The organism is Demequina flava (assembly GCF_000975035.1).
GTDB classification, from domain to species: domain Bacteria; phylum Actinomycetota; class Actinomycetes; order Actinomycetales; family Demequinaceae; genus Demequina; species Demequina flava.
The window spans coordinates 185,532-210,733 of record NZ_BBRA01000001.1; the positions used below are offsets into that span (position 1 = coordinate 185,532).

A 25,202-nucleotide genomic window follows, 5' to 3' on the forward strand; every position below is an offset into this window, starting at 1 on the left:
GCCACTAGTACCGGAGAGGGAACGGTGGACTACACGACGGCGTCGGTCTCCTTGGGGACGACGGCAGCGCTCCCACTGTCCACGTCTTGCTCGCTGGCCAAGGCAACCTCAGCATCGGCCCTCATCAGGAGCGGGATGCCAACGAGCGAAACAACCAAGGCGATCGCGCCACCCACCACAAAGGGAACGGGAAGGTACGCACGGGCAATCCACGCGCCGAGCATCGTGGCGATCGGCATGAAGAACCAGGTGACCGTGCGGATGGCGCCCACGACGCGCCCCAGGATGCGGTCGGGAATGATGACCTGACGCAAAGTCGCCCACGGCACATTCCATGTCGAGATTCCGAAGGCGCTGATGGCGTAGCCCACCATTGCCAGCCATAGCCAGGGCGCGACACCGACAACGATGAGGCCGACGGCGCCCAGGACTGAGCCCCCGACCAACGTCCGCCCGTACCCCAGTCGCTGCATAAGCCGGCCTGCCAATAGCGAGCCCGCGAGCCCACCGACACCAATCCCCGCGGTCACGACACCCACGGCCGCCTCGGTGACGCCAAAGTGCTCCACGAACACGAGAACGGTCACGGACTGGGCAAGTGCGATCGAGGCACCGATGGCCGTCGTCAAGAGCGTGACGGACCGCAGATACCGGTGGTTCCACAAGAATCGCATCGCCTCGCGCAATGGAATCGGCGCAGTCGCCTCCTCACCTGGCACCGCGCGAGGTCCGGCGGCAGCGACGGGAAGGGCCAGGACGAGGACCACGGCGACGATGTATCCCGCGCCCGAGACGATCATCGGCAGGGCCACGGCGATGGCGTAAAGGAGCCCGCTGAGCGGGGTGGCGACGAACATGTCGACGCCCACTTGGGCCGCTTGGATCCGCCCGTTGGCTGCACCGAACTTCTTGCGCGGTACCAGCGAGGGCACGACGGCATTGGTGGCGTTGTCAAACAGCGTCTCGCCCATGCCGAGAAAGAGCGTCGCTGCGGCGAGAATTGCGATCGAGATTGTGCCCGTGGCGATCGACACCGCCACGAGCGCGGCAGTCAGCATCCGCGCGACATTCGCGATGGCCATCGCTTTGCGGCGGTCGATGCGGTCGACCAACATGCCCGAGGGGATTCCGAAGATCAGCCACGGAACGTACGTCAGTGCCGTCAGCAGGCCGATTGCGAGGGGGTCTTGAGTGAGCGCGACCGCGGTGAGTGGGATCGCTAGGCGGCCAATGCCGTCGGCAAGATTCGAGCTGATGGCGGCGGTGAAGAGTTTGCCGAAGTCAGCGCCCAGGCCCGCGCGGGTCATGACCCACTCTCCGGCTCTCCCTCGAGCGGGAAGACGTTGATGTGCGTTGCGACGCGGCGTGCACCGTGAGGCGTGTCGCGCTCACGTCTGGGATCAAGAAAGTCACTCAGAGTGTCCATGAGCAGTTCGGACAGTTCGCCCATCTCTTCGAGCGTGAGCGAGGCGGTCGCACTACTCAGCACAGACGCGTCAACCCAGTCAGCGCCCATACCCCTTTCGCCCGCGCGAATGAAGGCGTCCGCCCGTCGAGCCCGCTGGTCAATGAACTGACGCGCGACCATTCCCACGGCTTCACGCGCAGCGGCGTCGTCCCCCATCCCCGATGCCGCAATGGTCATGCCACCATGAACGACTCGCCACCACCGCTCGCGCCCACTCGCGTGGTCAGGGTCGTCCTCGATGTAGCCGTGGCGCGCGAGCTGGCGCAGGTGATAGCTGGTGGCGCCGGACGACTCACCCAACTGCTCAGCCAAGGCGCTGGCGGTCGCTGGCCCACCCACGACGAGGGCGTCCAGCAGATCCACACGCATGGGGTGCGCAAGACCCTTCAGTGCGGCGGCATCAACTCTGCGTTGCGGTGTGGTCATACGGAAACGATACGACTACAAAGAAACCTTTGCAACACTTTCTTTGCGATCAGGCCGCGCTTGAGTACTCGCGGGGTGGAGGGCCGATGCTGACTAGGCTCGGGCGGGAGGCTCGCCGTCGGATTCTGGTCCCGAGTCGGAAGACTCGCCGGGCCCGGGCTCGCCTGAGAATCTTGCGCAAGCAGAGCCTTTGCCTCGGCATCCAGTTCGCGCGCGAGCTCTCGCGCGTCAGCGCTGGCATCTTCGAGGATCACCGCGCGCAGTTCGTGCGTCGCGGGCGCGGTGTAGTCCGACTCCCACTGCCCGTCGCGGTCCAGCGCCTCCCCCGGCCCAAAGTCACGGTCAATGTGCGTGCGCAACGGAACCCCTTCAACGAACATGAGGAGAACCATGGCGATCAGGGTCAGTGGCGCGATCAGGCCCAGCACGGGTGCGAGCGCATCGCTATAGGAGCTCACCACGATGTCGTGATACGGATTTGGCAGCGACGCGACCGCCTCCGGCGTGATCGAGTTGAAGTCAGCGCCCGACTGTTCCACAGCATCGGCCGGAAGCCTTTCTTGGAACAGGCCCGTGAGGTTCGCGGTGAACATCGAACCCACCAGCGCCGCGCCCAGCGAGGCGCCGATCTGGCGGAAGTAGTTGTTCGAGGACGTCGCCGTGCCCACGACCTTCAGCGGGAAGGTGTTCTGCACGACCAGCACGCGGTTCTGCATCGTCATACCCAGGCCCATGGCCAGGTACGTGCACGTCAGCCACAGCGGCTCATCCCACACCATCGTCGACATCAGGAACAGCGCGATCGTCGAGATGCCTGCGCCCGCAACGAGCAGCTTCTTGTACCTTCCGGTGCGGCTCACCGCGCGGCCCGCCACGATCGACGTGACCAGCATGGTTCCCATCATCGGCACCAGCAACAGACCAGCCTCCGTGGTGTTAACGCCGGTGACCATCTGCATGTACGTCGGCATGTAGGTCAGCGTGCCGAACATCGTGATACCGATCAGCAGGCCGGCCGCGGTGGTGAGGACAAAATTGCGCTTGCGGAACAACTCGAGCGGCAGGACTGGCTCGGCAGTCGCGTTCGACGGCGACGAACGCGACTGCCGCCGCCACCGTGACGATCGCGAGACCGATAATCATGGGCGAGATCCAGTCGTACTCGTGCCCGCCACAGACGAGAATGCGAAGACGGACCCGAGGATGCCCATGTAGCGCCCGCGCTCGCGGGCTGGAATGACGTCCGCAATGATCGCTTGGGACAGCACCATGAGGCCACCACCGCCGAGGCCCTGGATCGCGCGGCCCGCAATCAGCTCGGGCATGTCAGTCGCAAGCGCACCCACGACCGACCCGAGCATGAACACGGCGATGGCGGCAAGCAGGAGGCCCTTGCGGCCAATGAGGTCGCCGAACTTCCCGGACAGCGGCATCATGATGGTCGCGGCGAGGATGTAGGCAGTGGTCACCCACCGCGTCAGGTTGACTCCGCCAAGCTCGCCCACAATGGTGGGCAAGGCCGTCGCGAACATCGTCTGGTCAAGGGCTGACAGCAGCATCGCCGTCATCAGCCCAATGAACATGGGGACAATCCCGGCACGGGACTGAGAAGACGCCGTCGTCGCCATGTCGCCGACCCTAGCGACCGGGGTTTACCAGGCGCGAAAAAAACCCAGCGGTCAGCGTCCCCTGATCTGACGGATGTCCGGCATCGCGTCATCCTGCGCGAGTTCTTCGATGTTGACGTCCTTGAACGTCACGACGCGAACGTTCTTCACCAACCGTGCGGAACGGTAGACGTCCCACACCCAGGCATCGGTCATATTGACCTCGAAGTACACGTCATTGCCGGACGAGCGCACGCCTAGGTCCACCTTGTTGCACAGGTAGAAACGTCGCTCAGTCTCCACCACATACTGAAAGAGCCCCACGACGTCGCGGTACTCGCGGTACAGGGCCAGTTCGGCTGCGGTTTCGTAGTTCTCAAGATCGTCACTGCTCACAGGAACCATCTTGGTGGCTTGGGCGTGTTGGTGCGGACCGGCGCGCCGCGATTCGACTGGCGACCTACGCGTCTTGCGCGGGCAGTGACCAGCTGCGGCGATGCAAATCGGACGGACCCAGCCGCCGAATCGCATCGAGATGACCGGCGGCCCCATAGCCCTTGTTGCCGTCCCAGCCGTATTGCGGGTGCTGCTCGTGCGCGGCGACCATGATGGCGTCGCGCTCCACCTTCGCTCCGATCGACGCCGCCGCGATCGACGCACAGCGGTCGTCGCCCTTGATCACCATGGTCACCGGGGGCACGGGAACATCCGGGAAGAGGGCCGATGCTGCGGTCGCCTCAGGCTCCACACTTGCGAAGAGGTCGGCTTGCGGGGGCGTGAGCCAGTCGTGTTTGCCGTCCAAGAGGATGGCGTCAACGCGGATGCCTTGCGCTGAGACCTGCGCGAGCGCACGCATCCCGGCGAGGCGGAGTGCGCCGACGATGCCAACTTGGTCGATTTCAAGGGCACTGGCGTGGGCAACGGTGCGGGCCAATCCAAAACCCGTGCCGTCGTGCTCGGCCAGAGCATCAACCATCGCCACGCGGCGCGCGGGCGTCAACCGCTTCGAGTCGGCGAGGCCATCTGGCCATGAGTCACACGCAGCGGCGGCGCACACGCCCACCGTCACGGGGCCAGCCAGTGCTCCCCTGCCTACCTCATCTATACCGGCCACCACGCGCGCGCCGGCAGACCAGAGGTCGTGCTCAAATTCGAGGGAGACGGGCACGGGCTAGTCCGTGACGACGTCGGGGTCCTCGTAAGGGTTCCCGATGCCGTGGAAGTGCGACAGCGGCCACACCGTGGCGAATGCGGTTCCCACGATCGAGTCGATCGGGACGGAGCCGCCGCCGGGGTTGCCCACGTGAGCACGGGAGTCGGCGCTGTTGGCGCGATTATCTCCCATTACCCAGATGTAGCCCTCGGGCACGGTGGTCTCGAACTCGCTCAGCGAGGGGTCAACGTCGCTGGGCAGATACGTCTCGTCGAGCGGTTCACCGTCGATAGTGATGTTGCCGTCCGCATCGCAGCACACCACGGTCTCGCCGGGAAGGCCCACGACGCGCTTGACCAGGTGGGTTCCGGCGTCCTCGGGGAGGAGCCCGGTGAAGGTCAGGACGGTCTTGCCGAACGCCTCGAGCTCAGTGTCGTCGGTGTCCTCGGGGACGGTCGGCAACCATCCGCCCGGGTCTTTGAAGACGACGATGTCACCGCGGCGCAGATCCAAGGGGTCCGGGCGCCACTTCGTGACAAGAATGCGGTCGTTCTCTTGAAGGGTGGGATCCATCGACGCTGACGGGATCCAGAACGACTGGAAAACAAACGTCTTGAGGATCAGCGACAACGCCAGCGCGCACAGCACGATGACTAGGAGTTCCTTGATAAACCCCCACAGACGCCGACCGGCGGAGGGCGCTGAGCCCTCCGCCGGTGCGTGCGACGTGTCGCCGATGATCAGTTCTCGCGCTTCTCGCGGATGCGAGCAGCCTTACCGCGCAGGTTGCGCATGTAGTACAGCTTGGCGCGGCGAACGTCTCCGCGGCTGACGAGTTCGACGTGGTCGATCGTGGGGGCGTGAACCGGGAACGTACGCTCCACACCCACGCCGAAGGAAACCTTGCGGACCGTGAAGGTCTCGCCGATGCCGTGACCCTGGCGACGCAGGACGAAGCCCTGGAACACCTGGATACGAGAGCGGTTGCCCTCAACGACGTTGACGTGGACCTTAACGTTGTCGCCCGGACGGAAGTCGGGGACGTCATCGCGGACCTGGCCCGCGGTGACGTGGTCAAGCTTCTGCATGACTTACTCCTACGCACACGCCACAGGTCCTGCACGCACTCTGCCTTACGGCCTTGTTCAGTGGTGGTGAAAAGTCGGGATGTGCTGAGGCCCCCTGTGGCAGGCGTCAGCCCCGCTTACACCGAAGATCGATTATGCCATATCTGAAGGCTCACCGGGGAGCAGATCGGGCCTGCGCTCGCGCGTGCGCTCCACCTGCTGCTCGTGACGCCATTGCGCAATCTTGCCGTGGTGGCCGCTCAAGAGAATCTCGGGGACGTCGAGGCCGCGCCATGAGGCCGGTCGCGTGAAGCTTGGGTATTCGAGCAGCCCGTCCGAGTGTGACTCCTCAACGATCGACTGCGCATTACCCATGAATCCCGGGATGAGGCGCGTGATCGCCTCAATCATCGCGACCACGGCGACCTCTCCCCCGTTGAGCACGTAGTCGCCGATCGACACTTCGGAGACAGTAAATCCCGCCTCGGCGTAGTGCTGCGGAACACGCGCGTCGATGCCTTCGTAGCGGCCACAGGCAAAGACCAACTGCTGTTCCTGCGACAGCTCCGCCGCCATGGCCTGCGTGAAGGGACGCCCTGCGGGTGTCGGCACCACAAGGTGAGCGCCCGGCTGCATGACGTCGTCGAGTGCGGCTCCCCACACATCGGCCTTCATCACCATGCCAGCCCCGCCGCCAAAGGGAGCATCGTCGACTGTGCCGTGAACGTCGGACGTCCAGCCGCGCAGGTCATGAATGTGCGCGTCAACGAGTTCCTTGGCACGAGCCTTGCCCAATAGCGAGAGGTCCAACACCGAGAAGAACTCGGGAAAAATGGAAACGACGTCGATCCTCATCCGTGCGTCTCCCCTGTCTGCTCGGGCTGCTCGCCGTCCAGGAGCCCGTACGGGGGCGTCACGATCACGTGCCCGGCCTCGAGGTCAACCTCCTGCACAAACTCCTCCACGAACGGAATCATCGCGCGCGAGCCACTGCCCTGCCGCACCACGAGCAGGTCCTGAGCCGGCATCGACTGCAGATCAACAACCTCACCAAGGACCTCGCCGGACGGGCGCTGCACGCCCAGCCCCACCAACTCATGCACGTACCAGGCGTCCTCTTCGTCAGACTCGTCACCGTCGAGAACCAGCTCCACGCCGCGGACGGCATCAGCCTCTTCGCGGGTTGCGATCTCCTCGAAGCGGACGTACCAGCGGCCCGACTGAGTGCGCACATTCTCGATGGTGAGGGGCCCCGCGGTGGCCGGCTCCGTCTCGTATACCTCGCCCGGGACCAAACGGTCCTCGGGGATGTCGGTTCGAACCTCAACGGTGAGTTCACCCTTGAGCCCGTGAGCACGGCCGATGCGCGCAACAGTCAGTTTCATAGGTCCAAGGGTAGGCGACGCTCACCACGGCAGTTCCGCGGGCGAGGGCACTACATTGGTGCGTGAACACACTTTTGTCCCCCGACAAGGAGCTGCCATGGCCCCCCGGAACGTGCGACCTGGGTCCGTCACCTTCGTCGTCGTGCTGACGTGGATCTACGCGATCCTCATGATGATCAACGGAGGGCTGTGGCTCTTCGCGATGGGCGAGGACGGCTTCCTGTCCGAGGTGGATGCCACGGCAAACACCGTGGAGATCTACGCGTGGAGCATCCTGATCATCGGGGTATTCATCGCATTGCTGGCGATAGGCCTTGGCAATGGCTCACGCTTCGCGCGGTTCCTGATCAACGCAGTGATGGTCATCCGCATCGGCCTCGATGTCTGGGGACTGATCTCCATTCCGGGGTATCCGCTGTGGCAGGCCGTCATCTCGATCGCGTGGGCTGCGCTGATCTTGGCGTTGCTGAACCACCGCAGCGCATCGCAGTGGTTCCTCGACACGTAAGGTCCTCGGCTCCACGCAAAAGCCCCCGCCACCTCACGGTGACGGGGGCTTTTCTCGCTACGTAGGGGTTTAGGCCACGTCGACGATGTTGACGCGTACGTCGTCGCGCGCAATGGCGTCGACAACGGTGCGCAGTGAGGTCGCGGTGCGGCCACGACGGCCGATCACGCGCGGAAGGTCCTCGGGGTGCACCACGACGTTCAGCGTGGTGCCACGACGGCCGGAGCGCTCGGACACGGTGACGTCGTCCGGGTGACGGACGATGCTACGAACCAGGTACTCCACGACGTCGACAACCACGATTACTTCTCCTCGGCCTCAGCAGCCTCGTCGGCTGCGGGCTCCTCGGTGGCGGCGTCAGCCTCAGCGGCCTTCTCAGCCTCGGCAGCCTTTGCGGCCTCCTCGGCTTCCTTCTTCGCCTTCTCAGCCTCAGCGGCCTTTTCAGCCTTGAGCTTCTCGGCGGCGTCAGCGGTCGCCTTGATCTGGTCGTCTGCGCTGGCCTTGCCTGCAGGCATTTCGAGAGTGGACTTTGCGTCCTTGTCACCCTTGAAGGTGCCCCAGTCGCCGGTGAGCTCGAGCAGCTTGCGGACCTGGTCGGAGGGCTGTGCGCCCACCGAGAGCCAGTACTGCGCGCGCTCGGAGTCAATCTCGACGAACGAGGGGTTGGACAGCGGGTGGTACTTGCCGATCTCTTCGATCGCGCGACCATCACGCTTGGCCTTGCCATCGATCACGATGACACGGTAGAAAGGCGCCTTCTTCTTGCCGAAGCGCTTGAGTCGAATCTTCACAGCCATGGCTGTTCTCCTTGTATTTTCGGTGTGAGCCGGTCCGCTATCCACGGGGAAAATCGCGGAGACGGACTAGCCAGACGAAAGGCCGATGCGGGTAGAGGGCCACATCAGCCAACGCACCATTGTGCCAGATGTTGACCCCTGCCGCGAAACCGGCGCTACCGCCCAGGTGCAACCCTCGCGGTTACGCGAACTCGTCCAGCCGCGGCTCGATGACCGCCTGCACGACCGCATCGTCAACGAGCAACCACAATCCGGCTGCACGGCGCTCAGTAATGGCTTCGCGCGCGTCCTCCGCAGCGACATCGGAACCCACCGGCTCCCAGTTGTGAGCGGCGAGATACATCTGCGCGTCCCGAGCGACCTCAACTTCGATATCCAGACGCACGTCGTTGGTAATGACATGGTTGCTCGGCGCGACATCGTCATCCAGGCCCTCTGCGTACGCCTCCCACGCCGCAGAGTTGACGCCGAACATGCAAGCAACGTCAACGGTCAACGTGTGAGCGCTCTCGTCCACCGCGTGGACGAACACGAACCACTGCCCGTCAGGCAATTCGGTAGCTTCCTCAATCTCACACCCCGAGCCCAGCGAACCATCTTCGTTCGTGGGGCCCGAAAGGTTAGACAGCGCGGGAGCGGACAACCGGACAAGATCACGGGTGTCACCCGTGGCCGTAGCCGATGCTGTGGCCGCGACAGCCGCCTGCGAGTGGGCGGCGGCGTCACTTAAGACCTGGCTCGACGGAACCGTACAAGAAGCCGTGAGTGCGGCCGTCACCATGACGACTCCCACCCGGCGGAGCGAGTTTGCCATCGCACTCCCTCGGACAATGAAGTGCCTATGAACCTACCGCACTCACGCGTCGTGACGCACCTATACGCCATCGACGGCACGCATCGTGCCTGTTAAGCCGGCCACCCTGGCGTGCGTGACGACTTGATCCGCTCCCCGACCTGACGCAGTGCCAACACCTCGACGCCGTACTTCGGTGCACGTCTGGCCACCTCTGCGCCGCCGGCGACAATCGCGGTGGCCCAGGCATCGCACTGAACAATGTCGGGACCGATGACGCTCGCCTGTGCCACCTGGGCCCCGCGCTCCTGTCGAGGGGTCCAGATAGACCCCGCGGTCGCCCTCCCTGATGTCGCGATGGCATGTGGGGAGCGCTTCCCGCCTCCCAAGACGACCTTGGCCACCGTCCGTGCCGCGGGCCCAGGTTCAGCGCGCGGATCGGCTACGCCGATGCGCCACCCGGCATCGGTCGGCGGCGTGCCACTAACTTGGATGTCTCCTGCACACCCCCACGACCAGCCTTCTGCACCGAGGAGCGCAATCCTCCACGCGCTGCGTTGCATCGCCCACGTCTTCACGATTCCGGTGGGGTCGATGCGCCCGTCAGGAGTGCGTGCGTCGAAGTGGCCGCCCGTTTCCTCTCGAAAGTGCTCGCATAGGTCGAGCACCTCGGCAACGGCGGGTGGCGCATCGGACACTGTCGCGGCGCCTGCCCCCATGCGCGATATCCACGAATCCTCGCGGAACGTCGAGAACACAGCGTCGACCCATTGGAGGTCGCTGTCGACATGCGGCATCACGGTATCCAGGGAGGCGTCGGCAACGTCGCCCACGACGGTCAAGGTGAAGTCCATCGCCATCGCGGTGACCGTGCGCGCATGGGTCGGCCGGGGCGGGCTCGGCGTGGGTCCGTCGCTCACAGCCCGGCGTCCTCAAACGCCCCCTGAGCGGACTCGATCATGGCCGGCGAGGTGTAGCTGGCACCCGAGACATGCTCCACGTCCCAGTCTTGAGCCTCGAGGAACTCTTCTTCAAGGATGGGCAACGCCATGTCGTTGACGCGTCGCGACTCGGCCGCCTCGGTGCCGGCGACCGGATAGTCGACAGCCACGAGAACCCCCGCCTCGAACGTCAACTGAACCTGATAGTCACCGCGGATGTTCGACACGACTGGACCATCGAAGGTCCCGGTGACTGCGGCATCGGCCCCCTGCTCCCTTTCGCTCGCCTCAGCGGCAGGGCTAGGCTCCCCCGTCGTTGTACCGTCAGCATCGGACTCGGCGAGCCCGTCAGTCTCCTTCGCTGTGGGTTGCGGGGCCGCGGCAAATCCTCCAACGAGAATCACCGCGGAGGCGCCTCCCACCATCACAGCTCTTGCGCGCTTCACACCATCACCACCCAAACTCTTCACGGTGAATTGCAGCTGGCGCGACGCCCGCCGCGAGCGCATCGGCAGCAACGACCTGCGCCCATCCCCGGGGTCCGCAAATGTAGACGTCTGCGTCTTGGGGTGAGGCGACCAGATCGCTTATGGACGCCGGATTCTCGCGCGTTCCCCACGTCTGGCCCCTCGATCCCAGGAGCAGGTGCACTGTGGCCCCGCGCGCAGTCGCGAGGTCCTCAATTTCATCTAGCAGCGGTGCCTCGTCGCGTGAACGTGCACGGACAATGACCGTGACGTCGTCGCCGGGTTCGCACTCTTCGAGCATCGACCGCACAGGTGTGACTCCGATGCCGGCGGCGACCAGCACGAGCGCGCTACGAGTTCTGGACTGATGAGTGAAGATTCCTAGCGGCCCCTCCACCATGACCCTGGTTCCCGGCGTGAGGTTCTTCACCGCGGTCGACCCGAACCCCGATGGCTTGACCGTAATGCGCAGACGGTCCCCGGGCGCGGCAGACAGCGAGTATGGATGCTGTTGCGTCCGCAGCTCAGGGCTGAGGAAGCGCCACAGGAAGAACTGCCCGGGTTGCGCCTTGAGTCGGTCCAGGTTGCGGCCGGCGACCGTCACCGTGGTGCTGCCGTCCGCCAGTGGCGTGACCGACTCCACCATGAGCCCGTGCCGCCCAATGCGAACGACCGGGCGAATGAGACGGAAGAGTACGAACGAACCGATCGACAGTGTCCACAGCACGGCCCAGAACCACCACGCGATACCGCCTGCGCGGAATGTCGAGCCTTCTAAGAACTGGTGCGGGACCGCGAACGCCACGCCTATGTACACAAGCATGTGCACCGCGTGCCAGCGCTCATAAGGCCACCGCAGTCGCACTGCCGTCAGCGACGTGACGAGGACGACGATGAAGGCCGTTGCAGCCACGAGCGCCGCGAGCATCCACCAGCCGTACTCGGGCCACGCGAACACCTGCGCTCCGACTGAGCGCCCGTCGTACGAGGCGGTGACGGTCGTCATGATGGCCAGATGCACGAGCATCAGGACAATCGCGACCTTGCCCCACCTGGTGTGCACTGCAATGGCCCGGTCGTGCCCGATGGCCCGCTCCACCCACGGCACCCGCGACGCAAGCAATACCTGCGCCATCATCAGGACAGCAGCCACGATGCCGAACGCGCGGCCTGCCGCATACAGCCAGTCGGCCGGGGAGGTCGCGTAGGCGACACCGCCGGAGGCGATCATGAGCGCGATTCCGGTCACGGCAGCGAGCCAGACTGCGGCCTCGAGCCCGTCGGTCCACCAAGAGCGGCGCGCCGACCGGCGGCGACGATCTTCCAGGAGAGTCAGAGCCGGTTGCCGTGTCGAGCTCATGCGGTCCGGCCTGCGACGACGCGGCCACGGAGGACGACCGCGTCCGGCTCATGCAGCACAGAGATGTCCTCGCGCGGGTCACGCGGATAGGCCACAAGGTCAGCGGACGCCCCCTCGGTGAGCGTGTCCACGCCAAGGAACCGTCGCGCCCGCCACGTCGCGCCGGCCAACACCTCGGCGTCAGGAATGGCGCGGGCCATCTCGACCGCCTCCTGTGGCAACAGTCCGTGCCCCAAGGTTCCCCCAGCATCGGTCCCCACCAACAGTATGACCCCAGCGTCGTGGAGGTCACGTACGTGGTCGTAGCGACGTTCGTGCATGCGCCGCATACGTGCCGCGTACTCCGGATACTTGGCCGCACCCGCGTCCGCGAAGCCGATGAAGTTGTCCACCTGCAGCATGGTCGGCACCACCGGGACGCCGCGCTGGGCAGCCACGCGCATGTGCTCCGCGGTCATGCCGGTGCCGTGTTCGATGCAGTCGATGCCAGCGTCCAGTAGCGGCCCGATGGCTTCGGTTGAGAACGTGTGCGCGGTGGCGCGGGCACCAGCATCATGGACACGGACAAGCGCCTCGCGCAGTTGCTCCGGCGTCCACAGCGGCGTCAGGTCTCCCGCGTCGCGGTCGATCCAGTCCGCGATGAGTTTGATCCACCCGTCGCCCTTGGCGGCTTCCTCTGCCGCGACGTCGGGAAGTTCGGTGGGCTCAACCTCGCGTGCGTAGTAGCGCAAGTAGCGCTTGGGGCGGGCGATGAAACGTGCGGCCCGGATGAGCCGGGGAAGGTCCTCGCGGGCGTGCACAAAAGATGTGTCGAGCGGGCTACCCGCGTCTCGGATAAGAAGTGTGCCGGCGTCACGGTCGAGCGTCGCCTGCTTGACGGCCAGCTCCGGATCCGTCGCCCCACCGGAGTCCAAGCCCACGTGACAGTGCATGTCGACAAGTCCAGGCACCACGAACCCGCCGACCGTGGTGATCTCCCCGCTGTGACGGGGCTGCTCAAACGTGAGGCGGCCACCCACGGACCAGGCCTGGTCGGCGACGGTGTCGTCGTCGACCAGCACGGGCCCGGTGAAGTGGAGCGCCTCCACGGCGACTACTTCCCGAGGTACTTGCTGAAGTCGGTGTCGAGGTCCTTGGGGTCAAACTTGGGCTTCTCTGCGAGTCCGAACGCGCTTCCCTGCGCGCCCTGGCCAGACGCCCGAGACTTGGCGGCGGCCTCTTGCTGAGCTCTCTTGGCGGGGTTGCCCGACTTGCCCTTGACCTTCTTCTGCGGAGCCTGCTTGCCCTTGGACTTCTTGCCGCCGGGCATTCCGCCCCACGCACCGGGAGCACCGCCGCCTTGACCTGGCATTTGCGGCATGCCCCCACCGGCGGACATCGCGCGCATCATCTGCTGTGCCTGCTCAAAACGCTTCACGAGCGAATTGACCTCGGTGACTGTGGTGCCGGCACCGGCCGCGATGCGCGAGCGACGCGATCCATTGAGCACCTTGGGGTTGTCGCGCTCAAGCGGCGTCATGGACTGGACGATGGCCTCGGTGCGCACAAGCTCGCGCTCGTCGAAGTTCTCGATCTGGTCGCGCATCTGCCCCATACCAGGCAACATGCCCAGCATCTTCTTCATGGAGCCCATGTTCTTGAGCTGCTGCATCTGCGACAGGAAGTCGGTGAAGGTGAAGTCTTCGCCCTTGGAGACCTTGTCGGCCATGCGCTGGGCTTCGTCCTGATCAAAGGACTTCTCAGCCTGCTCAATCAGGGTGAGGATGTCACCCATGTCGAGGATGCGGCTAGCCATGCGGTCCGGGTGGAAGACCTCGAACTCGTCGAGCTTCTCACCGGTGGACGCGAACAGAATCGGCTTGCCGGTCACTTCGCGCACCGATAGCGCCGCACCACCGCGGGTGTCGCCATCGAGCTTGGTCAACACGACACCGGTGAGGTCGACGCCCTCGTCGAACGCGGTGGCCGTAGCAACGGCGTCCTGACCGATCATCGCGTCGATGACGAACAGAACCTCGTCGGGCTCTACGGCCTTGCGGATGTCCGAGGCCTGCTTCATCAGCTCGGCGTCAACACCCAAGCGACCCGCGGTGTCAACAATCACGACGGAGTGCTGCTTGGTGGCAGCTTCCTTCATCGCCTTCTTTGCGACCTTGACGGGATTGCCCTTGACGCGCTCCCCTTCGCGGGTCACACCCGGCTCCGGCGCGAACACGGGAACACCCGCGCGCTCACCAACGACCTGGAGCTGGTTCACAGCGTTGGGTCGCTGGAGGTCGGCCGCCACCAGCATTGGCGTCTGGCCCTGGTCCTTCAGGTAGTGCGCGAGTTTTCCGGCCAGAGTGGTCTTACCCGCACCCTGGAGACCGGCCAGCATGATGACCGTGGGGCCAGTCTTGGCAAACTGCAGCGGACGCGCTTCGCCACCGAGGATGGCGATGAGCTCCTCGTTAACGATCTTGACGACCTGCTCGCCGGGGTTCAGCGCACCGGAGACTTCGGCGCCCAGGGCACGCTCACGGATGTTGCCGGTGAAGGTGCGGACGACGGGCACGGCGACGTCGGCGTCCAGGAGGGCACGACGGATCTCCCGAATGGTGCCGTCGATGTCTGCCTCAGTGAGGCGACCCTTGCCCCGCAGGTTGCGGAAGGTCGACGTCAATCGGTCGGAGAGGTTGGCGAACACGTACTGTCCCTTCAAAGTGCTTCAGGTGCATAGCCTACCGGCGTGCCGAGGGACCGTGGCCGCTACGCCCGCTTCGCCAGCTGCGCCCTCGCGTTGTCGGTCAGCGTGTCCACGAGCTTGGCCCGCCACGAGGTCCATGCCTTGGGGCCGGCAGCCCGAGCATCGGCTTCCGTCAGCGCCCGCAGCGTATCGAGGAGATCTACACGGCCGTCCAGGCGATCCAGGAGGGCCGCTGCTGTGGTCGGGTCTGCGGGGTCGTGTTTCGTGGCGAACTCGGCCAGGGTCAGGTGCTCCCGGACAAGGAGGGTCACGTCGGCGGTGAACTGGTCGGACAGGCCAAGACGGGAGCCGATGCCGGGGATCAGTTCCGCGCCATCAGCGGAGTGATCGGTGGCGCCGGGGCGCTTGCCGATGTCGTGGAGCCAGGCGGTGACGACGAGAAGGTCGAGATCGGGAACGTGCCGGCGCATCTTTCCCGCCAGCGCCGTTGCCTCGATCATGTGGCGGTCCACGGTGAAGCGGTGGACCGGACTGCGCTGCGGACGGTTGCGCACGCCCTCCCACTCGGGAACCCAGCGCGTGGCAAGGCCGTACAGGTCGATCGCCTCCCACACATTCACCAGGTGATTGGAACCGCGCAGCAACTCACGCAAGTGCTCGCGAGCCTCCGCAGGCCACGGTGCCGGGAGGTCGGGGCACTCGGCAAGGGCTTCGAGCGTGCCCGGCGTGAGGGGAAGTCCCGTTGTGGCGGCGATTCCCGCGGCGCGCGCTGGGAGCAACGCATCCAGCTCAGCCTTGGGCGCCAATGCGAGCTCGCCGTCAACATCGATGAGCCCCGGCGCCACTTCAAAGTGGCGCGGCGCTGACCTCTGCCGCCGTGCCTTCCATGCGCGCGAGCCGATTCCGGAACGCTCGAGCGAACGGCGCGCTCCCCTCTCCGTCGTATCTACCGCAAAGGCGACCGTGCGCCCGGCCTGGGCAAGGGATGCCAACAGATCATCAGCATCGGCCATCCCCATCACCTGGGCGACGTCATCGGCCAGGTGCCGGCCCAAGATATTTACAGGACGGCCAGAGACAAGATGGATCGCGTCGCGCACGTCACGCAGGTGCTCGGCGGCCGCGTCGACAGCACCGTGGGGCTTGTCGGTCAGCCACGTCGCACTCAGTGCCTGAAGGCTCGCGTAATCGCGTAGGCCTCCCCTGGCCTCCTTGAGGTGGGGCTCGATGAGGTAGGCAATCTCGCCGTGACGCTCGGTGCGTGCGTGCGAGGCGGCGAGGAGTTCAGGAAGGCGCTTGCGGGCGGCGGCGCGCCAGTCTTGATAGATGGCCGCGCGGGCCTGGGTGACGAGCGCATCGTCTCCAGCCAGCGGCTGCACGTCCAACAGTCCGGCTGCGGCGGCGAGGTCCTTGGATGCGACCTGCCGGCACTGGGTAATCGACCGCGTGGAGTGATCGAGCTCGAGGCCGGTGTCCCAGATCGGGTACCACAGCCGCTGCGCGAGTTCGCCGAGCCCGGCATCGTCAAGCGTGCGACCGTCGTGCAAGAGCACCAAGTCGAGGTCGGAGGCAGGGCCCATATCTCCACGGCCCAACGACCCGACCGCAGCGAGGGCAACGCCCTCAGCCGGAGCATCGGCCTCGTTCCAATGCTGGATAAGACGCTCTCGCACAAGGCGCGTGAGTGCGGCCCGGCGCTCAGGACCAAGAACGCCATCATCGAAAAGCTGCTGAGCGAGGTCCGCCCTGACGCGCTTGAGGTCCCGCACCCCAGAAGGGTGCGGGACCTCAGCGTCGGAGCCCTCAGCAGTGCTGGGGGGTGTCTCCATTAGTTCTGCATGACTCCCATTTACAGAGCGTCGGAGCCGTGCTCGCCAGTGCGAACGCGGGCGACGTCGTCAACAGACACGGTCCAGACCTTGCCGTCGCCGATCTTGCCGGTCTGCGCTGCCGAGACGATTGCCTCGGTCACGCTGGCGGCATCTGCGTCGTCGACGAGGACCTCCATGCGAGCCTTAGGCACCAGGTCCACGGTGTACTCAGCACCGCGGTAGACCTCGGTGTGACCCTTCTGGCGGCCGTATCCGGCTGCCTCGGAGACCGTGACGCCCTTGACGCCTGCGGCTTCGAGAGCTGCGCGGACCTCGTCCGTGCGGTGTGGCTGAATGATCGCTGTGACCAACTTCATGGCTACTTCGCCTCCTCGTAGGCCGTCTCACCGTGTTCGGCGAGGTCAATACCCGAGATCTCGACCTCTTCGCTGACGCGCAGGCCGATCGTGTACTTGATAGCAAGACCGATGATCAGCGTAGCAATCGCGGCGTAAACAATCGTCACGAGAGCTGCCACGATCTGTGCCCAGAGTCCGCCGAGACCGCCGCCGAGCAGGAGTCCGTCCCAAGCACCGAAGGTGGTGGTACCGAACAGGCCGATGGCCACGGTGCCCCAGAGACCGGCAACAAGGTGAACGCCCACGACGTCAAGCGAGTCGTCGTAGCCGAACTTGAACTTCAGGCCAACAGCGAGTGCGGAGAACACACCGGCGAAGGCACCGATAAGGAGCGCGCCCCACGGGTCCACTGCCACAGCAGCGGGAGTGATGGCGACCAGACCGGCAACAACACCGGAAGCGGCACCGAGCGAGGTGGCCTTGCCGTCACGGATCTTCTCCGTCAGCAACCAACCAAGGATGGCGGCTGCAGCAGCAGTCGTGGTGTTGACCCAGGCAGCAGCTGCCGAGTCGTCAGCAGCGAAGGCCGAACCAGCGTTGAATCCGAACCAGCCGAACCACAGCAGGGCGGCGCCCAGCATGACGAACGGAAGGTTGTGGGGACGCATGGGCACCTTGCCGAAGCCCTTACGGACACCCAGCAGCAGTGCCAGCACGAGGCCAGCAACACCAGCGTTAATGTGCACGACGGTACCGCCGGCGAAGTCCTGCGGGAACCAGTCTTCGCTGAAGATGGGGCCGCCATCCGAGAGGATGCCGCCGCCCCAGACCCAGTGCGAGACGGGCGAGTAAACGAGGATGACCCACACGAAGGCGAAGACCATCCAGGCGCTGAACTTCATGCGGTCCGCGACCGAACCGGAGATCAGGGCCACGGTGATGATGGCGAAGGTCGCACCGAAGCCGGTCGCGATCAGTGCCTCACCATCTCCAGACACGAACGACGACTGAAGCAGGAAGTCCGTGCTTGGGTCACCGAACAGTCCGCCAATGGACTCTCCGACCGAGATCGAGTTACCTACGAGCACCCAGGCAACCGCGCCAACCGCGATCGCGCCGAAGCTCATCATCATCATGTTCAGCACCGACTTGCCGCGCGACATGCCACCGTAGAAGAACGCCAGTCCAGGCGTCATCAAGAGCACGAGCGACGCAGAGGTCAGGAGCCAGGCAATGTTGCCGCTGTCCATTCTGCTTCTCCTTTGTTCCCGCCCCTCGGCGAGTCAGGAGTCACACTTCCGCACTGCTGTTGCCCCTGCGCGGCCATTGTGTTTCGCGACTGTTACAACAGGCTCTCTCAGGTAAAAACTCTGTTGCGACAACAAATATGGGGAACTAATTGGCGATAACTGAGTCGACGACCCAGTCGCCGTCCGGATCGACGACCAGTCCATAGGTGAGGGTGTCGGTGATGTAGTCGGTGCCATCCAGCACCGTTTCGACCATCACAACCGTCGCTTTGTTGCCGTCAATCGTGAAGTCCGTGACCATGCGTTGGGCGGACTCGGCCTCTTCCGCGTAGTCCGCGGCGCTGTCCGCAAACTGCTCGCGGGAGTTAATCCCGAGCGACTCGAGCAGATGTGCCGTCGTGATCCACAGCAGGGCGCGGTAGTTGGCCTCGTCCCATGCGCGGCAGTACGCGTTGACGATCTCGACAGGCGTGCCGTTTTGTGGCAACCAGTCGATGCTCTTCTCGTCGAGCGGATCGCTCACGTTAGGAACCCAGGAGTCCGTCGACAAACTCTGCGGCGTCGAACGGCGCCAGGTCGTCAGCGCCCTCGCCGAGGCCAATCAGCTTGACCGGAACGCCCAGTTCGCGCTGCACCGCGACGACAATGCCACCCTTTGCGGTGCCATCCATCTTTGTCAGGACGATGCCGGACACCGGTGCCGCTTCTGCGAACACCTTGGCCTGGGTCATCCCGTTTTGACCCGTGGTGGCGTCAAGGACGAGGAGCACCTCGACCGGCGTCGCCGCCTTGGAGGACACCCGGATGATCTTGCCCAGCTGATCCATGAGGCCCGCCTTGTTCTGCAAGCGTCCCGCGGTGTCGATCAGGACGACGTCCGTGCCGTCTTCCTTTGCCTTTGCGGCGGCCTCGAAGGCAACCGACGCGGGATCGGCGCCATCGCGGTCCGAGCGCACGACGGGCACACCCACGTGGGCGCCCCATGTTTCGAGCTGGTCTGCGGCGGCCGCGCGGAAGGTGTCGGCGGCGCCCATCACCACGGTGCGGCCCTGCGCGACGAGAACGCGCGCAATCTTGCCTGCGGACGTGGTCTTACCGACTCCGTTTACGCCCACGACGATGATCGCCTCGTGCGCGCCGGATGCGGGAGCGGACAGATTGAGTTCGCGGTCGAGCGTGGGATCGACGATTTCGAGGAGGACCGCTCGCAACGTCTCGCGGGGATCGGCGTCGGGGTCAGCCTTCAGTCGCGCCTTGAGAGATTCGAGGATCTCGTCGGTGGCGCTGGCTCCCACGTCTGCCATGAGCAGCGTTTCTTCGAGTTCGTCCCAGTCATCCGCGGACAGCGAGCCGCGCGAGAAGATCGCCAGCAGGCTCGCCCCGAGGCCACCGGACAGGCGTGAACGTAGCCGTCCGAGGCGGCCATCGGGAGACTCCGGCGCCTCAACAGTCGCGGTCGCGGCGGGGGAACTGGGTTCCTCGCTCGCTGGTGCGGATGCCTCAGCGCCCGCGTCGCGTGTCTCTGGGGGGCGCGTGGTCGGGGTCGAATCCGAGCCCTTGCCTAGCTTGAGGAACCCGACGGCACCGCCGAGTGCTGCCAATGCCACAACGGCGACGACGATGAGGTCGGCATCACCGGGAATCCAGGTCACGTCCATGACGCCCAGTCTCTCAGGTCAGCGCAGTGCTTCACACCCGCGCACTGGATATTAAGGTCAGGCGTTAGCGGCGTCCCACGGCGAGTTCGCCAGTGGTGGGGAACTCGCTCGTGTCAGTCGAGGGCTCGATGGGAGCAGCCTTAGCGATCTGCTCGCGGCCAGCGTCGAAGGCGGAACGCGTCAGGTCCTTGGCCTGGCCGTAGGCGTCGATGGTCCATGCCTTGGCGCGGTCGGCACCAGAGAGCTCCTCGGGCTCAGCGTGGATTCCCTGCAATAGGGACCAGTCGCTGGCGGGGCGCTCGATCTCGTCGTAGACGTGTTCCTTGCCCCGATTGCGCTCCAGGCCAAAGGCGATCCGGAGCACGTGCCGCAGGCGACCCTCCGACAGTCCGGCGACAGCCACAACGGCGAGCGACAGCAGGACGGTGACGATGAGGAAAGACACGGGCGAACTGAACATCGAAGCAACCTCCATGCGAGACAAACGGACAAAACGGACACTCGCGGACGGCGCCAATAACCTTGGGATACAAGGAGGTGGCCCGCGCCGCGTCGTGGCCGCGCATGCACTCCGGAGCCGATAGCCTCCCCCACATGATGAACGCATCGCCTGCGCGCACCCGCGGAATCTGGATAGCCGTCGCCATCGCGCTCGTGGCGCTTGGCGTGGTCACCGTAGTGCTGACCACGGGATCAAATGAGGGCCCGACGGAGACCTCGTCCACTCCCGTGGCGGAAGCCGGCTGCAACGCCGACGGTGTCGAGTATATCGACCTCAATACTCAGGTCTCTGAGCCCGAGGACCCCATCTGCGTCACGATCGACACCGATACGACGCTGACCGTGGGCGCCGCATCGCTCGAGCCCGACACCCCCATTACGGTGACGCTCGCGACTGCCAGCGGTGATGTCCTCGCGACGGCGGACTCCACGCCTGAGGCCGACCCCGAAGTGACCGCTGAGGTCACCCCAGGAATCTATGAAATTCAGGTCACAGTGACCGGCGCGCCGAGTGATCCTCCCCCGCCGTTCCTCTTGGTGACCGCCACCTCCCAGGCAACTGAAGCATCGGACGAACCCACGAGCGAGCCCGATTCCTCGACGGCCGCCGCGACCGCGTGCCCAGCGGACGTACCGACTGTGGCCACCGATGCGCCCGCGACCGTGTCCGACGAGAACCCCTTGGCGTGCCTTGAGGTATCCGCGGACGCGTTCGTGAAGATCGGGGCGGACTCCGACGGCGGCGATGCGGACCTGAGACTGCTCGTCACGACGGCCGACGAGGCCCGCTCCCCCATCATCGCGATCGACGACACGTTCGGCACCGACCCGGAAGTGAGTTGGGACTTGGAGGCTGGCGCGTACTTCGTCGAGATCGCCGCCTGGGACGAGGCGCCCTTCGCGGACGTCGAGGTTTATGTCGACGACACCGGAACGCTGATGCGCCACGGAACGCCGTCCGCATCACAGGCCTCGCTCACGCCGGACGTGTGCGAGGACGCCCCGGCGCTCAGTGTGGGCGACGCGATGACCGTCGAGAGCGAAGGCGAATACCTCTGCGTCAGCGTCGATGAAAGCCAGCGCCTCACTATCCAGGCGGCAACGCTCGGCTCTCAGGATCTGGTGCTCGAGGTGCTGGGATTCGAGGCCGATGGCACACCGTTCCGCGTGGCGTGGGCCGACGGGAATCCGCTGGCAACCAGCCTCGCCGACACCGATCCACTGCTCGACCAGGTGTTCAGCAGCGGCACATGGGTTGTTGCGGTGACGGACTACCTCGGCGAGCCAGGCGAGGCCTACGACTTCCGGGTTGTCGCGACGGATTCGTAGCGCGCCGCGGGCGTGAGTTAGACCTCGTCGCTGAGGCGCTGCGAGATCACCGTCGTCACACCGTCGCCGCGCATCGTGACGCCATAGAGCGCATCGGCGATCTCCATGGTGTGCTTTTGGTGCGTGATGACAATGAGCTGGCTGTCTTCTTGGAGCTCGGTGAAGATCTCGAGAAGGCGACCCAAGTTGATGTCGTCGAGCGCCGCCTCGACCTCGTCCATTACGTAGAACGGGCTAGGGCGGGCCTTAAAGATTGAGACGAGCATCGCCACGGCCGTGAGTGACCGCTCGCCGCCCGACAGCAGCGATAGCCGCTTGACCTTCTTGCCCGCGGGGCGCGCCTCAATCTCGATGCCCGTGGTGAGCATGTTCTTGGGGTCAGTGAGGACGAGCTTTCCCTCGCCGCCAGGGAAGAGCCGCGGGAAGATCCTGTCGAACTGCTTCGCGGTGTCCTCGAAGGCCTCGACGAAGATGCGCTCAACGCGTTCGTCGATCTCGCGCACGATCTCGAGCAGGTCCTCGCGGGACTTCTTGATGTCGGCGAGCTGATCTTGGAGGAAGGTGTGGCGTTCCTCGAGCGCGGCGAACTCCTCGAGCGCGAGAGGGTTGACCTTGCCCAGCTGGTTCATGGCGCGCTCAGCGGTGCGCAGGCGCTTCTCCTGACGCTCGCGCACGTACGGCTCGGTCGGGGGGTTGCCGTCCTCGTCCGGTTCACCTTCGTGGACGGGGACCGGGAGGTGAGGGCCAAACTCCTCGACCAGCTGCGCCGGGTCCATGCTCAGGTCATCGACGGCGCGCTGTTCCAACTGCTCATGGCGCACACGTAGCTGCGTGCGCATGACCTCGTCGCGGTGGGCGTCGTCGGTCAAGCGACGGTGCTCGTCGGCCATCTGCTCGACAAGCTTGCGTACGTCACCGAGCTGTCCGGAGCGCTCGTTGCGAGCGGCCTCCGCCGCGGCGCGCGCGTCGTCTGCCTGGGCGACCGAGGAGTCGATGGCCGCGAGCGCGTCCGTGCAGCCAGCAATGACCTCTCGCGCGGCGAGGGCCTGGCGTTCGCGTCGCTTGGCGGCCTCTTCAGCGCGCACGCGGGCGTCCCGCTCGGCTTCCACAGCGCGCTCAAGTGACTCGGCACGGGCGGCCGATGCTCGGGCTCGCTCTTCAGAAGTACGTAGCGAGAGGCGGGCTTCAGTTTCGCGGGCACGTGCGGAACGGGCCGATGCTTCATCGTCATCGCGCTGCGTTTGCGCTTCGCGGGTGTCGGCTTCGGTTTGCTCGGGTTCGGCCTGAGCTGCGGCAAGGCGTTCGGTGAGGCTCTTGAGCTCCTCGGACTGCTCGGCCATGCGGGCTTGGGCGGCCTCAATCTGGCCGACGTGGCGTTCAGAGTCCGCCTTTGCGGCACGGGCTGAAGCGCCCAAGTGGCCAAGTTGCTCCGCGACGGCGGCCATTTTGGCGTCCGACTCGTTGAGGCGCTCGAGGGTGCGTTCATGGTGGCTGCGGGCGTCCGCGGTGGCCTCTTCGGCATCGGCGAGATCCTGGGTGATCTTCTCCACCTGCTTGGCCGCGGCGTCCCGCTTGGCGCGTGCCTCGTCGTGCGCTGCCTGCATCTGGAGGACGCTTGGGGCGTCTCCGGCACCTCCCGAAGCGGACCGTGCTCCCAGCACATCTCCGCGGCGCGTGACTGCGGTCACTTGAGGAAGCTTCCCGACCAGGGAGCGCGCTGCGGCGAGGTCGTCGACGACGGCGACGCCGGACACCAGCGAACGAACGGTCTCCGCGATTCCGCCGGCTCCGGACACGAGGTCTGCGGCCCAGTCAGCGCCTGCAGGCAGCGTGACATCAGGCTGGCTGATCGTTGCTGATGGGTCGGCCACCAGGAACCGCGCGCGACCTGCGTCTTCATCGCGTAGCCAGCGAATGGCGTCGACGGCGTCTTCGACGGATTCAACGGCGAGTGCGTCAGCAAGTGGGCCGAGCGCGGCGGCAATCGCGTCCTCTGCTTCTGCGCCCACTTCGATCAGGGCGGCGACGGTTCCGCGCACTGACGTCGAACCCGAGGCCAGAAGCTCTCCGGCGCCGTCCTTACGGGCCAGCGACATCTCGAGGGCTTCGACCTTCGCGGCCCACGTGTCACGCTCGCGCATCGCGACGTGGAGGGCGTCCTTAAGTTCGTCGCGCTTGGCCTTGGCGTTGTCCCACGCCTCGGTGGCGGCTTCGTGAAGTGCGTCGAGGTCTTCCTCGTCGCCCTCGACCGATGCAACGGTCGTTTCGAGCGCCTTGAACTCGGTGTTGGCGTCGTGGGCGCGCTTGTCGGCATCGTCCTTGGCCTCGCGCAGACGCCCGATCTCTTGCTCGGCCGCCTCGACACGGCTGCGGCGCGCGGATACGTCGCCCGCTAGGCGCGCAACGCCTTCACGTCGGTCGGCGACCGACCGCATGAGGTTAGCCAGGTGCTTTTCTGAAGCCTCGGCGACCTTCTCCGCTTCTTGACGCTCCTCCTCAGCAGTGACCAAAGCATCGGCCGCTTGCTGGACTTCCGCATCCAACTCCTGCTTGGCCGCCCGAGCCCGCTCGAGCTGCTCGTCCAGGTCCACGAGGTCGGTGGGCGGCGCGGCGTCGGTCGCGGTGCCGAGCATGCGTAGGCGCTCTTGGGCGAGCGACTCGAGATTGCGCAGGCGCTCACGGATCGCGCTGAGTCGGTAGTAAATGTCATTCGCGGCGGTAAGGGCGGGGGTGGCTTCGGCGGCGCTGCGCTCGAGTGTCGCGAGGCGGTCGCGGGCCTCCCCCAGTTCTTTCTCGACCTGTTCACGGCGTTCAAGGAGTGCTGACTCATCTGCCTTACCGGCATCCAGCTTGGCCTGCATCTGCGCCAGGTCATCTGCAAGCAGTCGGGCACGTGCGTCGCGCACATCGATTTGGATCTGCTGAGCGCGGCGGGCGACCTCTGCCTGCTTGCCGAGGGGCCCGAGCTGGCGGCGAATCTCAGCGGTCAGGTCCTGGACGCGCGTGAGATTCGCTTGCATCCCGTCAAGCTTGCGCAGCGCTTTGTCCTTACGGCGGCGGTGCTTAAGGATGCCGGCGGCCTCCTCAATGAAGTGGCGTCGCTCCTCAGGGGTCGCGCGCAACACGGCATCAAGCTGACCCTGACCCACGATGACGTGCATCTCACGGCCGAGCCCAGAGTCACTCAGCAGGTCCTGAATATCCATCAGACGGCAGTTGGAGCCGTTGATCGCGTACTCGGACCCGCCGGAGCGGAACAGGGTCCGCGAGATCGTGACCTCGGTGTACTCAATGGGAAGAGCGCCGTCGGTGTTGTCGATCGTCAGCGAGACCTCGGCGCGGCCCAACGGAGCACGACCGGAAGTACCAGCGAAGATGACATCGTCCATCTTGCCGCCACGCAGGGTTTTCGCACCCTGCTCACCCATCACCCAGGCGAGCGCATCCACGACGTTGGACTTGCCCGAGCCGTTAGGGCCCACCACACAGGTGACTCCCGGCTCGAACTCCAGCGTCGTGGCAGACGCAAAGGACTTAAAGCCTCGGAGCGTCAGTGTCTTGAGGTACACGCAGGTCAGCCTAGGGGACGCACAGCGCTACGAACGTGAGGCGTACCAGGTATAGCCAGCATCGGCC

At 65.4% G+C, this 25,202-nt stretch carries 26 protein-coding genes and 1 pseudogene; 2 read left to right on the forward strand and 25 right to left on the reverse strand.

Going from position 1 to position 25,202, the window contains the following annotated elements:
- Positions 1 to 29: 29 nt before the first annotated feature.
- From AOP74_RS00865 to rimM, 10 genes and pseudogenes are all read right to left on the reverse strand, one after another.
- Positions 30 to 1,307, reverse strand: a complete 1,278-nt coding sequence (locus AOP74_RS00865; protein ID WP_082095914.1) for an MFS transporter — start codon at positions 1,305 to 1,307, stop codon at positions 30 to 32.
- Positions 1,304 to 1,894, reverse strand: a complete 591-nt coding sequence (locus AOP74_RS00870) for an ArsR/SmtB family transcription factor (RefSeq protein WP_061960444.1) — start codon at positions 1,892 to 1,894, stop codon at positions 1,304 to 1,306. The genes AOP74_RS00865 and AOP74_RS00870 overlap by 4 nt, the downstream gene beginning before the upstream one ends.
- A pseudogene (locus AOP74_RS12000) lies at positions 1,891 to 2,985 on the reverse strand (MFS transporter); the annotation flags it as partial. The gene AOP74_RS00870 and the pseudogene AOP74_RS12000, both read right to left, overlap by 4 nt.
- A 48-nt stretch (positions 2,986 to 3,033) precedes the next feature.
- On the reverse strand, positions 3,034 to 3,522 hold the full coding sequence (locus AOP74_RS12405; protein ID WP_061960446.1) for an MFS transporter: 489 nt from the start codon (positions 3,520 to 3,522) through the stop codon (positions 3,034 to 3,036).
- A gap of 51 nt (positions 3,523 to 3,573) precedes the next feature.
- On the reverse strand, positions 3,574 to 3,897 hold the full coding sequence (locus AOP74_RS00885) for a DUF2469 domain-containing protein (protein WP_061960447.1): 324 nt from the start codon (positions 3,895 to 3,897) through the stop codon (positions 3,574 to 3,576).
- Between the two features lie 64 nt (positions 3,898 to 3,961).
- Entirely contained in the window at positions 3,962 to 4,669 is a 708-nt protein-coding gene (gene rnhB, locus AOP74_RS00890) for a ribonuclease HII (protein WP_061960448.1), read from the reverse strand.
- A 3-nt stretch (positions 4,670 to 4,672) separates the two neighbouring features.
- The gene (gene lepB, locus AOP74_RS00895; protein WP_439645056.1) at positions 4,673 to 5,335 is read right to left on the reverse strand and encodes a signal peptidase I; all 663 of its coding nucleotides are present in this window, start codon (positions 5,333 to 5,335) and stop codon (positions 4,673 to 4,675) included.
- Between the two features lie 59 nt (positions 5,336 to 5,394).
- Positions 5,395 to 5,742 carry a 50S ribosomal protein L19 gene (gene rplS, locus AOP74_RS00900; protein ID WP_061960450.1) on the reverse strand — a complete coding sequence of 116 codons (348 nt, stop codon included), beginning with the start codon at positions 5,740 to 5,742 and terminating at the stop codon, positions 5,395 to 5,397.
- Between the two features lie 132 nt (positions 5,743 to 5,874).
- On the reverse strand, positions 5,875 to 6,576 hold the full coding sequence (trmD, locus tag AOP74_RS00905) for a tRNA (guanosine(37)-N1)-methyltransferase TrmD (RefSeq protein ID WP_061960451.1): 702 nt from the start codon (positions 6,574 to 6,576) through the stop codon (positions 5,875 to 5,877).
- Positions 6,573 to 7,106, reverse strand: a complete 534-nt coding sequence (gene rimM / locus AOP74_RS00910) for a ribosome maturation factor RimM (RefSeq protein WP_061960452.1) — start codon at positions 7,104 to 7,106, stop codon at positions 6,573 to 6,575. The genes trmD and rimM overlap by 4 nt, the downstream gene beginning before the upstream one ends.
- Before the next feature lie 97 nt (positions 7,107 to 7,203).
- On the opposite strand from rimM, the gene AOP74_RS00915 reads away from it, so the two are divergent.
- Positions 7,204 to 7,614 carry a hypothetical protein gene (locus tag AOP74_RS00915; protein ID WP_061960453.1) on the forward strand — a complete coding sequence of 137 codons (411 nt, stop codon included), beginning with the start codon at positions 7,204 to 7,206 and terminating at the stop codon, positions 7,612 to 7,614.
- A 69-nt stretch (positions 7,615 to 7,683) separates the two neighbouring features.
- Here the strand turns inward: AOP74_RS00915 and AOP74_RS00920 are convergent, their stop codons facing one another.
- The 14 genes from AOP74_RS00920 to AOP74_RS00985 form a co-directional block, all read right to left on the reverse strand.
- The gene (locus AOP74_RS00920) at positions 7,684 to 7,914 is read right to left on the reverse strand and encodes a KH domain-containing protein (protein ID WP_061960454.1); all 231 of its coding nucleotides are present in this window, start codon (positions 7,912 to 7,914) and stop codon (positions 7,684 to 7,686) included.
- 2 nt (positions 7,915 to 7,916) lie between these two features.
- Complete coding sequence (rpsP, locus tag AOP74_RS00925; RefSeq protein ID WP_061960455.1) at positions 7,917 to 8,411, reverse strand: 30S ribosomal protein S16; 495 nt, start codon at positions 8,409 to 8,411, stop codon at positions 7,917 to 7,919.
- Between the two features lie 181 nt (positions 8,412 to 8,592).
- Positions 8,593 to 9,225 carry a hypothetical protein gene (locus tag AOP74_RS00930; RefSeq protein WP_061960456.1) on the reverse strand — a complete coding sequence of 211 codons (633 nt, stop codon included), beginning with the start codon at positions 9,223 to 9,225 and terminating at the stop codon, positions 8,593 to 8,595.
- Positions 9,226 to 9,317: 92 nt separating this feature from the next.
- Positions 9,318 to 10,124: an FAD:protein FMN transferase gene (locus tag AOP74_RS00935; RefSeq protein ID WP_061960457.1), complete on the reverse strand. Its 807-nt coding sequence runs from the start codon at positions 10,122 to 10,124 to the stop codon at positions 9,318 to 9,320.
- Positions 10,121 to 10,591: an FMN-binding protein gene (locus tag AOP74_RS00940; protein WP_236683690.1), complete on the reverse strand. Its 471-nt coding sequence runs from the start codon at positions 10,589 to 10,591 to the stop codon at positions 10,121 to 10,123. The genes AOP74_RS00935 and AOP74_RS00940 overlap by 4 nt, the downstream gene beginning before the upstream one ends.
- Positions 10,592 to 10,595: 4 nt before the next feature.
- A complete protein-coding gene (locus tag AOP74_RS00945) occupies positions 10,596 to 11,972 on the reverse strand; it encodes a ferredoxin reductase family protein (RefSeq protein ID WP_061960459.1) in 1,377 nt (458 codons plus the stop codon).
- Complete coding sequence (locus AOP74_RS00950; protein WP_061960460.1) at positions 11,969 to 13,060, reverse strand: amidohydrolase family protein; 1,092 nt, start codon at positions 13,058 to 13,060, stop codon at positions 11,969 to 11,971. The genes AOP74_RS00945 and AOP74_RS00950 overlap by 4 nt, the downstream gene beginning before the upstream one ends.
- Before the next feature lie 5 nt (positions 13,061 to 13,065).
- Positions 13,066 to 14,658, reverse strand: a complete 1,593-nt coding sequence (gene ffh / locus AOP74_RS00955; RefSeq protein WP_061960461.1) for a signal recognition particle protein — start codon at positions 14,656 to 14,658, stop codon at positions 13,066 to 13,068.
- A gap of 62 nt (positions 14,659 to 14,720) precedes the next feature.
- Positions 14,721 to 16,487, reverse strand: coding sequence for a [protein-PII] uridylyltransferase family protein (locus tag AOP74_RS00960; RefSeq protein WP_061960462.1), 1,767 nt, complete (start codon positions 16,485 to 16,487; stop codon positions 14,721 to 14,723).
- A 20-nt stretch (positions 16,488 to 16,507) separates the two neighbouring features.
- Entirely contained in the window at positions 16,508 to 16,846 is a 339-nt protein-coding gene (locus AOP74_RS00965) for a P-II family nitrogen regulator (protein WP_061960463.1), read from the reverse strand.
- 2 nt (positions 16,847 to 16,848) lie between these two features.
- The gene (locus tag AOP74_RS00970) at positions 16,849 to 18,078 is read right to left on the reverse strand and encodes an ammonium transporter (protein WP_061960464.1); all 1,230 of its coding nucleotides are present in this window, start codon (positions 18,076 to 18,078) and stop codon (positions 16,849 to 16,851) included.
- A 145-nt stretch (positions 18,079 to 18,223) separates the two neighbouring features.
- Positions 18,224 to 18,601: a hypothetical protein gene (locus tag AOP74_RS00975; protein WP_061960465.1), complete on the reverse strand. Its 378-nt coding sequence runs from the start codon at positions 18,599 to 18,601 to the stop codon at positions 18,224 to 18,226.
- A 1-nt stretch (position 18,602) separates the two neighbouring features.
- Positions 18,603 to 19,736 (reverse strand): signal recognition particle-docking protein FtsY, encoded by a 1,134-nt coding sequence (gene ftsY / locus AOP74_RS00980; RefSeq protein WP_061960466.1) that lies wholly within the window; start codon positions 19,734 to 19,736, stop codon positions 18,603 to 18,605.
- Positions 19,737 to 19,800: 64 nt separating this feature from the next.
- Positions 19,801 to 20,181, reverse strand: a complete 381-nt coding sequence (locus AOP74_RS00985; protein WP_152649108.1) for a hypothetical protein — start codon at positions 20,179 to 20,181, stop codon at positions 19,801 to 19,803.
- A gap of 149 nt (positions 20,182 to 20,330) precedes the next feature.
- Here AOP74_RS00985 and AOP74_RS00990 point away from each other — a divergent pair, with 149 nt between their 5' ends.
- Entirely contained in the window at positions 20,331 to 21,566 is a 1,236-nt protein-coding gene (locus AOP74_RS00990; protein WP_152649109.1) for a hypothetical protein, read from the forward strand.
- 17 nt (positions 21,567 to 21,583) lie between these two features.
- Here the strand turns inward: AOP74_RS00990 and smc are convergent, their stop codons facing one another.
- Positions 21,584 to 25,135: a chromosome segregation protein SMC gene (gene smc / locus AOP74_RS00995; RefSeq protein WP_174435630.1), complete on the reverse strand. Its 3,552-nt coding sequence runs from the start codon at positions 25,133 to 25,135 to the stop codon at positions 21,584 to 21,586.
- Positions 25,136 to 25,202 lie beyond the last annotated feature (67 nt).

Coding starts and splice junctions, on each gene's coding strand:
- AOP74_RS00915 (WP_061960453.1), top strand. CDS start 7,204: ATGGCCCCCCGGAACGTGCGACCTGGGTCCGTCACCTTCGTCGTCGTG.
- ftsY (WP_061960466.1), bottom strand. CDS start 19,736: ATGGACGTGACCTGGATTCCCGGTGATGCCGACCTCATCGTCGTCGCC.
- AOP74_RS00945 (WP_061960459.1), bottom strand. CDS start 11,972: ATGAGCTCGACACGGCAACCGGCTCTGACTCTCCTGGAAGATCGTCGC.
- AOP74_RS00930 (WP_061960456.1), bottom strand. CDS start 9,225: ATGGCAAACTCGCTCCGCCGGGTGGGAGTCGTCATGGTGACGGCCGCA.
- AOP74_RS12405 (WP_061960446.1), bottom strand. CDS start 3,522: ATGGCGACGACGGCGTCTTCTCAGTCCCGTGCCGGGATTGTCCCCATG.
- trmD (WP_061960451.1), bottom strand. CDS start 6,576: ATGAGGATCGACGTCGTTTCCATTTTTCCCGAGTTCTTCTCGGTGTTG.
- AOP74_RS00960 (WP_061960462.1), bottom strand. CDS start 16,487: ATGGAGACACCCCCCAGCACTGCTGAGGGCTCCGACGCTGAGGTCCCG.
- AOP74_RS00870 (WP_061960444.1), bottom strand. CDS start 1,894: ATGACCACACCGCAACGCAGAGTTGATGCCGCCGCACTGAAGGGTCTT.
- AOP74_RS00970 (WP_061960464.1), bottom strand. CDS start 18,078: ATGGACAGCGGCAACATTGCCTGGCTCCTGACCTCTGCGTCGCTCGTG.
- AOP74_RS00965 (WP_061960463.1), bottom strand. CDS start 16,846: ATGAAGTTGGTCACAGCGATCATTCAGCCACACCGCACGGACGAGGTC.
- rpsP (WP_061960455.1), bottom strand. CDS start 8,411: ATGGCTGTGAAGATTCGACTCAAGCGCTTCGGCAAGAAGAAGGCGCCT.
- rimM (WP_061960452.1), bottom strand. CDS start 7,106: ATGAAACTGACTGTTGCGCGCATCGGCCGTGCTCACGGGCTCAAGGGT.
- AOP74_RS00865 (WP_082095914.1), bottom strand. CDS start 1,307: ATGACCCGCGCGGGCCTGGGCGCTGACTTCGGCAAACTCTTCACCGCC.
- rplS (WP_061960450.1), bottom strand. CDS start 5,742: ATGCAGAAGCTTGACCACGTCACCGCGGGCCAGGTCCGCGATGACGTC.
- AOP74_RS00990 (WP_152649109.1), top strand. CDS start 20,331: ATGATGAACGCATCGCCTGCGCGCACCCGCGGAATCTGGATAGCCGTC.